Source organism: Candidatus Paceibacterota bacterium, assembly GCA_016782605.1.
Lineage (GTDB): Bacteria > Patescibacteriota > Minisyncoccia > Minisyncoccales > RBG-13-42-11 > BS750m-G71.
The window spans coordinates 140,924-150,704 of sequence record JADHYE010000001.1 but is presented as its reverse complement, the minus strand read 5'-3'; the positions used below and the strand labels follow the sequence as shown (position 1 = coordinate 150,704).

Here is a 9,781-nt window from a genome sequence, read left to right as displayed (position 1 = left end):
GAGTTGGCAGAAAAGATGGAAAAGGGAGAAGATTATTCCAAAGTTAGAAACATCGGCCTAAAAGACAAAAAAGGGAACATTACCTTAAATCCGTTAAGGCCTCTCATCCAAGACTTGGATTCTCTTCCTTTTCAGGATTTTGACCTCAGGAACCAATACATAATTTTTGAAGGAAAAAACTATAGGATGGACGAAGCGGTGTCTGAACGATTCTTCGATGATTTAAATCGTCACGGTTATCCTATTTTTTTCACCCGTGGCTGTCCTTTTTCCTGCACATACTGTTGCAATAATTATTTCAATAAATTATATTCCGGACAAATTCCTTTTAGGAAAAGAAGCGTTGATATGGTTATTGAAGAATTAAAAGATATGAAAGGGAAAGCACCTTTTATTAAAATTATATTTTTTTATGATGATAATTTTTTTGGTTTATCGGAAAAAGAAATTAAGGATTTTTCAGAAAAATATAAAAAAGAAATAAACCTACCTTTTGTTGTTGTTGGAATACATCCTTTAGCGGTGACCAGAGAAAAAATGGCTTCTATGGCTGACGCGGGTTTATTTTTTTTGAAAATGGGCGTGCAAACCGGGAATGAAAAAACAAAAAGATTTTTTCAAAGACATTATTCAAATTCTCAAATTGAAAAAACGGCTAAAATCATAGCTGAATTCAAAAATAAAATCCCCTTAGTCACTTATGAATTTATTATTGATAATTATTGGGAAAATGAAAATGATATTATAGAAAATTTGAAATTTTTAAATAATTTTCCTATTCTTTGTCATTTTGATTTTTTTTCTTTAACTTTTTATCCTGGGACGGAGCTATACGATATGGCAAAAAAAGAAGGAATAATCAAGGATGAATTTAAAGAAATTTACCAAAAGAATTATTTCCTTCCCAGAAATACTTATTTTAATAGATTATTTTTTTTAATAGATTTATTTAGTCAAAATGGCAGAAAAATTCCGCCCAGAATTTTTTCTTTATTGATAAACAAACATTTTATAGAATATAAATTAAATTGGCCATTATATTTTTTTCTATATATCTTTATAAAAATTTGGATTGAAATTGACTTCAGGGAAAAAATTTATATTCACGGTATTGTCAGTAGGCGAGGAATTGTCGTACCGCTGATTAATTTTGTTTCGTTGGTTTGGCGAGCGATTAAAAATAAAGAGTGGTTTAAAATAAAAAAATATATAAAACAGAAAATATTAAAAATAAATACTGCATAAATTATTATCAGCATTCTTAATAATTTTTCCTTATGGTATTGATCAATAAATATTTATATATTAAAGAATATTTTACTAAATCATTTCAGAGACTCTTTTTGTTTTCTAAAAACTTTTTTCCTTATTTATTCAAAAATCCCCCTTTTGATATTCAAATTGAAATTACTAATAAATGTAATTTAAATTGCATAATATGCCCTAGAGATCGTGTTCTAGAAAGGGGATACGATGATATGTCTTTTGATAGTTTTAAAAAAATCGTTGATCAATTTTCTAATCTAAACAGTATTACTATTGCCGGGATAGGAGAAAACTATCTTAATAAAGATTTTTTAAGAATGATAAAATATGCTAAATCAATAAATATTATGGTAATATTTATTGACAATTTCTTTTTTATCGATAAAAAAGCTGCCAGTGAATTAATTGATTTAAAAATAGACAGAACCTTTTGTTCATTAGATGGGGCGACAAAAGAAACTTATGAAAAAATAAGAATTGGGGCTAATTTTGGAGATATTATTAGTAACTTAAAAAATCTTTTTCAAATAAAAAAATCAAAAAAATCTAATTTTCCTGAAATTGGCTTCAAGTACGTAGTAAATAAATATAATCTTAATGAAATAAATAATTTTATTGAATTGATAAATTCTATTTCTAAACCAGAAAGAACGACTATTATATTTTCAAAAATACTGGGGCGCGAAGACTTATCGACAGAAATACCTCCAAAAATAATCGACAAAGCGAATGAAAAAGCTAAAAATTTAAACATCTTGTTGCAATGGGAGAATATTGAGAAAAAAACAATAAACCTATGCTCTTATTGGTTAAGACCATATATTAATATCCAGGGAGAAGTTTTTCCTTGTTGTTTTATGATGTTTAAAGCTTCTTTAGGAAATATTTTTGAAAAAAATTTCAAAGAAATATGGAATAGTCAACCATATAAAGATCTTAGGAAGGTTATAAAAAAGGGAGAAGTTCCTTCTTTCTGTCAATTTTGCCCAAATTTTCATGCTAAAAAATAATTCAAGATAAAATGGCTTTAAAATCATTAATATTAGCCGCAGGGAGAGGAAAAAGAATGGGGGAGTTTTGTGATGAAAATAATAAGTGCCTTTTTGAATTAGAGGGAAGACCGGTTATAGAATACAGCTTGGAGTGTTCTGTAAAGATTTGCTCTCCTGAAATATTAATCGTGGTTGGCTATCAGGCCGAAAAAATAATACAGAGGTGCGGTAATAGTTACAAGGGGGTACCTATTAAATATATATTCCAAGCAGAACAAAAAGGGCTTGTCCACGCAATTGAATGTGCAAAAGAGGCGTTGAAAGATGAAGGTTTTATGTTAATGCTTGGAGATGAATTGATGATTAATCCAAGACATCTAGAAATGATAAATAAGTATTATGATGAAAATCTTTTTTCCCTTTGCGGAATAATCCACGTAGAAGATGAAAGTTTGATTAAAGGAACTTATGCGGTATTAGAAGAAGAAAATAATATTATTTATCGTTTAATAGAAAAACCTATTAAACCGCTTAATAATATTATGGGAACCGGAAATTGTATATTTAAAAATGAGATATTAGGTTATATTAATAAAACCCCTGTTAATCCAAAAAGAGGCGAAAAAGAACTGGTCGATATGATACAGTGCGCGATAGATGACGGACATAGAATTAAATCATTTCCTATCTGTGACAGGTATTTCAACATAAATTCGCCAATAGAAATAGAGGAAGCTAACTCTTATTTTTCACATCCTTAAGTGTTTAATTTTTAGAAATTATACTAAAGGGGTTTCTAAATATTATTATGCCAGAAGTTTCAATAATTATACCTACTTATAATCGAGCTAATTTTTTGATTCAATCCATTCAAAGTGTTTTGAACCAGACATTTACAGATTTTGAATTAATTGTTGTGGATGATGGTTCGATAGATGATACCAAAAAAATAGTGTGGAAATTTGTCAAAAAAGATAAAAGAATAAAATATATTTATCAGGAAAACAGCGGTGGAACGGCAGGCCCCCGGAACACCGGAATAAAATATTCAGCAGGTAATTATTTGGCTTTTTTAGACAGTGACGATCAATGGCTGCCAGAAAAACTGGAAGAACAAGTATCTTTTTTGAAAAAATCAAAAGATGAAAAATTAGGATTTATTGGCTGTGGAGCGTTAGCAATAAAAAAAGAGAATGAAGAAATTATCGCAAAATATGAATTACCTCTATCTTATCGCGGGAATATTTTTAATAAAATATTAAAAAAGAATTTCATCTTAACTCCCAGCGGTATTATTCTTAAAAAAGAAATATTGAAGACAATTGGCAATTTTGATGAAAATTTTAAAATGATAACAGATTGGGATTTATGGATAAGAATTTCAAAAAATTATAATTTCGATTTTATTAATAAACCATTATTCAAGTATTATGTTCATAGGGCCAATATAACGAAAACTATCAGTCAGAAAGAAACAGTAAAAGATTTTAGCGGTCTACTTGAAAAACATAAAGAAGATTACCTTAAATATTTAAAGGCAGATTACGTGAACAATTTAAGACATCTTGCTAATTCATATTGCAAGTTAGGCGATGTAAAGTTGGGAAGAAAATATTTTATTAAAACGATAAAAACAAATTGGCTAGATTACAAAAGTTATTTCTATTTTTTGTTATCTTTTTTCGGAAGTAAATTTTATAATTTTTGCATTAGAATAAAAAGGCAGATTTTTAGAATACAAGCAAAAAAAGGAAATTTAAATGAGTTTTCTGATAATCTTTTTAGGATGATTTTTGAACCAGAGGATGATCCAGAGACTTATAAACATTGAGAAGAATGCTAAAATTTTTTAATAATTTTTATAGACTAGTTATTATTTTTTAACGAGAATTATTTTTTTAAAACATGAGAATTGCTATTAATTTAATTCCTTTTTCAAGTATTCAGGGGACTGAAATTTTTTTAAAAAATATTATTTCAAATATTTTAAAATTTAAAAAAAACGAAAAATTCTTTATTTTCTGCACTGAAGACTTACCTCCATTACTTAATTTCCCTCAATTAGAAACGATAAAAATAAAAGGATTGAAATTTAAATATGGTAAAGCTCTTTACCAACAAATAGGATTCTATTTTCTATTAAAAAAATATCAAATTGATTTTTTGTTTTCTCCTTCACCAATCGCCCCAATTTTTTATAAAAATAAAATAGTGGTAATTCACGATTGTGCTTACGATAGATTTTTTGAATTTGAAAATTTATTTTCTAAAACTTATTTTAAAATAATATACTATAGCGCGAAATATTTTAGTAAAAAAATTATTACTATTTCTAATTTTTCTAAAAATGAATTAATCAAACTTTATAAGATTAATCCAAACAAAATTGAGGTTATTTGTGAGGGAGTACCGGAACTTCCTGGAGTTAGTGAAGATTTTATCCAAAAAACCTTAAATAAATTTAAAATTGACAGGCCATATTTCTTGTATATTGGAAATTGGCGGCCAAGAAAAAACCTAATCGGTTTAATCAAAGCATTTAAAATTTTCAGAGAAAAAAATAATTTAGACTTCTTATTAGTTATTGGCGGAAAAAGGGACAAAAGATTTTTAGATCTGGAAGGAGAAATTAAAAAGAATCAATTAGAAAGAAGGGTGATTTTAACAGACATTTTAACTCGAGAAGAGGTCGCCGCTTTATATAAAAAAGCAAAGATGCTAACCTTTCCTTCTTTTTATGAAGGGTTTGGGTTGCCCATTTTGGAAGCTCAAAGCTTGGGAATACCAGTTTTAACCTCAAATATCTCTTCCTTGCCAGAAGTTGGCGGAAATTCGGTTTTATATGTTAATCCTTACAACGTAGAAGAAATTGCCCAGGGGATGGAAAAAATTACTTTTGATGAAAAATTAAGACAAGCGTTGGTTAAAAAAGGATTTGAAAATATAAAAAGATTTTCTTGGGAAAAATCAGCTCAAAAATTAATAGATTTATTTCATAATTTTTGAAAATAATAATGATTTTTCTATAATATATTCGATTACACGTTTAATTTATGGACAAAAGAATAAAAACAAAAGAAATACGAAAGGCCAAAGAAATTCTCACTTATTTTGAAAAATGGGATATCAACGAAGAGCTAAAAGTATACCTTAAATTTCATTATAGGCGCTATGAATTTCTTTTAAAAAAGGTAGATGGAATTATTTCTAAAATAAGGAGGACATCAGACAATGAGTTGTTAAAAATTCTTGATATAGGACCATCGTTCCAAACAGAAATTTTGCGTCAGACTTTATCAAAAGTAATCATAGATACATTAGGAATAGAAGAGGAGAGATCTAAATCTCATTTTCAGTATAAACATTTTTGTTTTGATCTTAACGACTGTCAATATCAAAAAAAATGGCCAAAAATAGGAAAATATAATTTAATTATTATGGCTGAATTAATTGAACACCTATATACTTCCCCAAATTTGGTGTTGGTATGCATAAAGACATGGCTGAAAAAGGATGGGTATTTAGTTATACAAACGCCTAATGCTATTTCGTTGGGTAAAAGAATAAAAATGCTGATAGGACAACATCCTTATGAAATGATTCGCGAAAGTAGAATTAACCCAGGGCATTTTCGAGAATACACCATTAAAGAACTTCTTGTAATTGGAGAAAAACTGGGTTTTATTCTCGTTAGTTGTGATTTATGTAATTATTTTTCCGGTCCGAGTGGTATAAAAAGATTTATTTATAATATTCTGGGGCGAATTTTACCTAAACAATTTCGAGATGGTATCACAATATGTTTTCAAAAAGCTTGAATGCTAGCAATCAGATAAGCTTTAAAATAAAATTATTATGAAAATTCTTCAAATAACTAAACTATATCATCCGTGGATTGGGGGAGTGGAAAAGGTGGTTCAACAAATCGCCGAGGGACTAACCGAAAAAGATAAGTTCGAAATTGAGGTCTTGTGTTGTCAACCAAACGGAAAAAGAAATGTTGAAGAAATTAACGGAGTAAAAGTTTATCGAGCCTCAAGTTTTGGGTTATTTTGGGGGATGCCCGTTTCTTTTGACTTTTTCAGATTATTTAAAAAAATTTCTCAAAAAGCAGATATTATTGATTTTCATTATCCTTTTCCTTTGGGGGATTTAGCCATTTTTTTATTTAACCCAAATAAAAAAATAATAGTTCATTACCACTCAGATATTTTCAGGCAAAAAATTATTAATTTTTTATTAAAACCATTAACCCTATATACTTTAAAAAGAGCCTTAAAAATAATTATTTCTAATCCGAATCTTCTGAAAAGCTCTCCTTATTTAAAAAAGTTTAAAGAAAAATGCGAAATAATTCCTTTTGGCGTAAATCTTAAATTATTTGAAAATTACAACAAAAAAGAGGTTGAAAGTTTAAAAAACAAATATGGAAATTTTATTTTGTTTTTAGGAAGAATTAATTACTATAAAGGATTGGAGTATTTAGTTGAGGCAGTAAAAGATATTAAGATAAATTTAGTGATTATAGGAGATGGGCCTCTAAAAGAGAAGTTGAAAAACAAGGTTCAAAAGTTAGATATGATAGGTAAAGTATTTTTTTTGCCAGCAATGAAAGAAAAAAATTTAGTAAATTATTATCAAGCTTGCCGAGCTTTTGTTTTACCCTCAATTTTTGAATCAGAAGCCTTTGGTTTAGTTTTAATAGAAGCTATGGCTTGTGGAAAACCAGTAATTTCTACAGAATTGGGTACTGGAACATCCTTCGTTAACCAAAATGGAATTACTGGATTTGTTGTCCCCCCAAAAAACAGTGAGTTTTTAACGAAAGTTATCAAAAAGATCGTTGCTAATGATGAAATAGTTAAAGAATTTGGGAAGAATGCTCTTAATAGAGCAAAAAAAGAATTCTCTCTAGAAAAAATGCTTAAAAGAACTGTTTTAGTTTATCAAAATATTTAAACTTGATTAGATTTTTTTAAGAGAATATAATAAATCCAATGGAGAAGAGGGCATTGGAAAAAATATTGAAATTTGGAAAAATTGTCAATCTGTCAAGAGAGAGGTTGCTTTTGAATATAATTAAATATGGTACATATTTAACCTTATTAACTCCTGTCGTTTTCTCTAAGTCTTTCTTCCCTCCTCCGTTTCCTCCGACAATTTTCTTTAGGATAATAGTAGACATTATTTTGATCGCCTATATTATTTTGTTCGTTTGCAATCCCAATTATCGGCCAAAATTTAACATTTTGACCATCGTTATTTCTTTATTTTTAGGGATTCTTATTTTAACCTCTTTTACCGGAGTTAATTTCGAAAAATCTCTTTGGGGTAATTTTGACAGAATGGGTGGACTATTAACTTTCTTTCATCTTTTTGGCTTTTTTATTGTTTTAAGCAATGTATTTAAAAACAGAAAAGATTGGGAAAGAATTTTTTCCTTTTCGATTTTAGTAGGAGTTTTAGTTGTTTCTTTGATTTTATTCAGTGATCAATTTTCTATCAAAAACGGAGGAACATTGTGGAATTCTTCTTTACTCGCTTCTTATCTCCTTTTTAATATATATCTTGCCTTAACTTTATTTTTAATAAAAGGAGGGGGCTGGCGCATTTTTTATGGGGCGAGTTTAGCAGTTTTACTCCCAACTTTATTTCTTTCTGGTTGTCGCGGGGCAATACTTTCGTTTTTTATCGGTTTGTTTCTATTAATTTTAGGATATCTAATATTCTTCAAAAGAAGGTTGTTAAAATGGTTTATTTTGGGCATTTTCCTTATTTCGATAATTTCTATCGGTTGTATCCTTATTATTGAATCAGATTTCATTAAAAACGAATTCAAAACAACTTGGGAAAGTCCTACACTCCAGGCGAGGTTTATTGTTTGGCAAACAAGCTGGGACGGCTGGAAAGAGAAATTTCTATTCGGCTGGGGACTTGAAAATTTCGATGTAGTTTTCTTTAAATACTTTAATCCTAAATTGGTTATAGTTCAACAAGGGGGAGAGCTTATTTTTGACAGGGCTCATAACATTATTTTTGATATCGGAATTGCCTCTGGCTTATTCGGAGTTTTGAGTTATTTGGCAATTTTTGTTGCAAGTATTTTTATTCTTTTAAAAACCTGTAGAGAAGCTTTAGATAAAAAAGAAGCCGTGTTTCTTATGGGCGTAACCGTTCTTTTGGTGGTTTATTTTATACAGAATTTATTGCTACTGGATACGATTAATAGCTATATGATGTTTTTCTTAATATTGGCATTCGTTGGTTATATTTTAGAGCAGAAAAAATCAGAAGAGTTCGATAGAAAAGAAACGACAAAAAAATCTATTTCTCCCTGGCTTGGCGTTACATTAATAATGTTTGTCATTTTAATAATTTATTTTGGCAATATCCAACCAGCTAGGGCTTCTTTTTACATTACCCGAGCGATGAACGAATCCTTAGGAGAATCAATTCCTCTTTTCCAGAAATCTTTTAAAATTCATCCAATGAGCCGATTAGATGGAAACAAGTATTTCTATAATAAAATTACTCAATCCCTTTTTGATTCTTGTTCTATGGATAGAGAAGCTATAAAAAATGAGCTTAATATTGCGGAGGAAGAATTTGAAAAAAATATCAAAGAAAATCCTTTAGATTTTTATCTTCATCTTCAATTGGCGAGTATTTATAATAATTCTTTTCAACTCACTGGGGATAAAGAAAAACTTGTTTTAGCTGAGTCTACTTTAAGAAAAGCCATCGCATTGTCGCCCAGAAACCAAAGAGGGCACTGGAGACTATCAGATATCATGTTTTCACAAGGGAAATACAAAGAACAATTTGAATTACTGCAAAAAGTCATAGATTTAGACCCACGTTTGAGGGAGTTTCATTGGTATTTGGCAATGGCTTACAAAATGGCGGGAGAAGAAGAATTGTCTCGAGAAAAGATAGACGATATAAAAAGAAGAGAATCTGAATTGGTTGGAGGACAAACAGTCCTTATGGGAGCGCTGAATTTTTATCAGAATAAGGAAGATTATTATGCTGTAGCTTATGCTCTTCAAGAGCTGATAAAAAATAATCTGACAAAAGTTTTGTTTGATATTCAAGAAGTTTTAAAAGATAACCCGCAGGATTTGAATGCTAATCGTATGTTATTAGGTATTTATCTTCAATTGGGGGAGATGGATAAAGCCAAAGAACAAAGAGAAAATATTTTAGATTATTCAGAACTAGAAAAAACTTATATTGATACAATCTTAAAAGATATAGAAAAAAATTATACAAAACCTCCAGAATAAATCTTTTTGAATAGTGCTAATTTGCGAATTGAATTCCATAATATTTTATTTTCGAGACGATACAGTTGTTTTCTTTAGTATTAGCCACCAAAAAGATATTTGTAAATAAAAGCGAGAATTTTTTTATAAAAATAGACCATTATAAGCATTTTAATTTTTTATCCATAACAATGCTTTGTTGAGGATTCGCCTACACAGGAGGCGCAGATGGAGAGGATTTACCTCTCCATCTTAGTT

The 9,781-nt window shown here is 29.1% G+C and carries 8 protein-coding genes; all 8 read left to right on the top strand.

From position 1 onward, the window contains the following. The first annotated feature begins 15 nt into the window (after positions 1-15). Positions 16-1,245 carry a radical SAM protein gene (locus ISS83_00895; protein ID MBL7142211.1) on the top strand — a complete coding sequence of 410 codons (1,230 nt, stop codon included), beginning with the start codon at positions 16-18 and terminating at the stop codon, positions 1,243-1,245. Between the two features lie 32 nt (positions 1,246-1,277). After that, the gene (locus ISS83_00890) at positions 1,278-2,276 is read left to right on the top strand and encodes an SPASM domain-containing protein (GenBank protein ID MBL7142210.1); all 999 of its coding nucleotides are present in this window, start codon (positions 1,278-1,280) and stop codon (positions 2,274-2,276) included. A gap of 11 nt (positions 2,277-2,287) precedes the next feature. After that, positions 2,288-3,019 carry a nucleotidyltransferase family protein gene (locus tag ISS83_00885; GenBank protein MBL7142209.1) on the top strand — a complete coding sequence of 244 codons (732 nt, stop codon included), beginning with the start codon at positions 2,288-2,290 and terminating at the stop codon, positions 3,017-3,019. Positions 3,020-3,066: 47 nt separating this feature from the next. Continuing rightward, positions 3,067-4,089, top strand: coding sequence for a glycosyltransferase family 2 protein (locus ISS83_00880; protein ID MBL7142208.1), 1,023 nt, complete (start codon positions 3,067-3,069; stop codon positions 4,087-4,089). Positions 4,090-4,163: 74 nt separating this feature from the next. Then, positions 4,164-5,264 (top strand): glycosyltransferase family 4 protein, encoded by a 1,101-nt coding sequence (locus tag ISS83_00875; GenBank protein ID MBL7142207.1) that lies wholly within the window; start codon positions 4,164-4,166, stop codon positions 5,262-5,264. 47 nt (positions 5,265-5,311) lie between these two features. After that, on the top strand, positions 5,312-6,076 hold the full coding sequence (locus tag ISS83_00870; GenBank protein ID MBL7142206.1) for a methyltransferase domain-containing protein: 765 nt from the start codon (positions 5,312-5,314) through the stop codon (positions 6,074-6,076). A gap of 37 nt (positions 6,077-6,113) precedes the next feature. Next, positions 6,114-7,217 carry a glycosyltransferase gene (locus ISS83_00865; protein ID MBL7142205.1) on the top strand — a complete coding sequence of 368 codons (1,104 nt, stop codon included), beginning with the start codon at positions 6,114-6,116 and terminating at the stop codon, positions 7,215-7,217. A 38-nt stretch (positions 7,218-7,255) separates the two neighbouring features. Continuing rightward, positions 7,256-9,544: an O-antigen ligase family protein gene (locus ISS83_00860; protein ID MBL7142204.1), complete on the top strand. Its 2,289-nt coding sequence runs from the start codon at positions 7,256-7,258 to the stop codon at positions 9,542-9,544. The last annotated feature ends 237 nt before the right edge of the window (positions 9,545-9,781 follow it).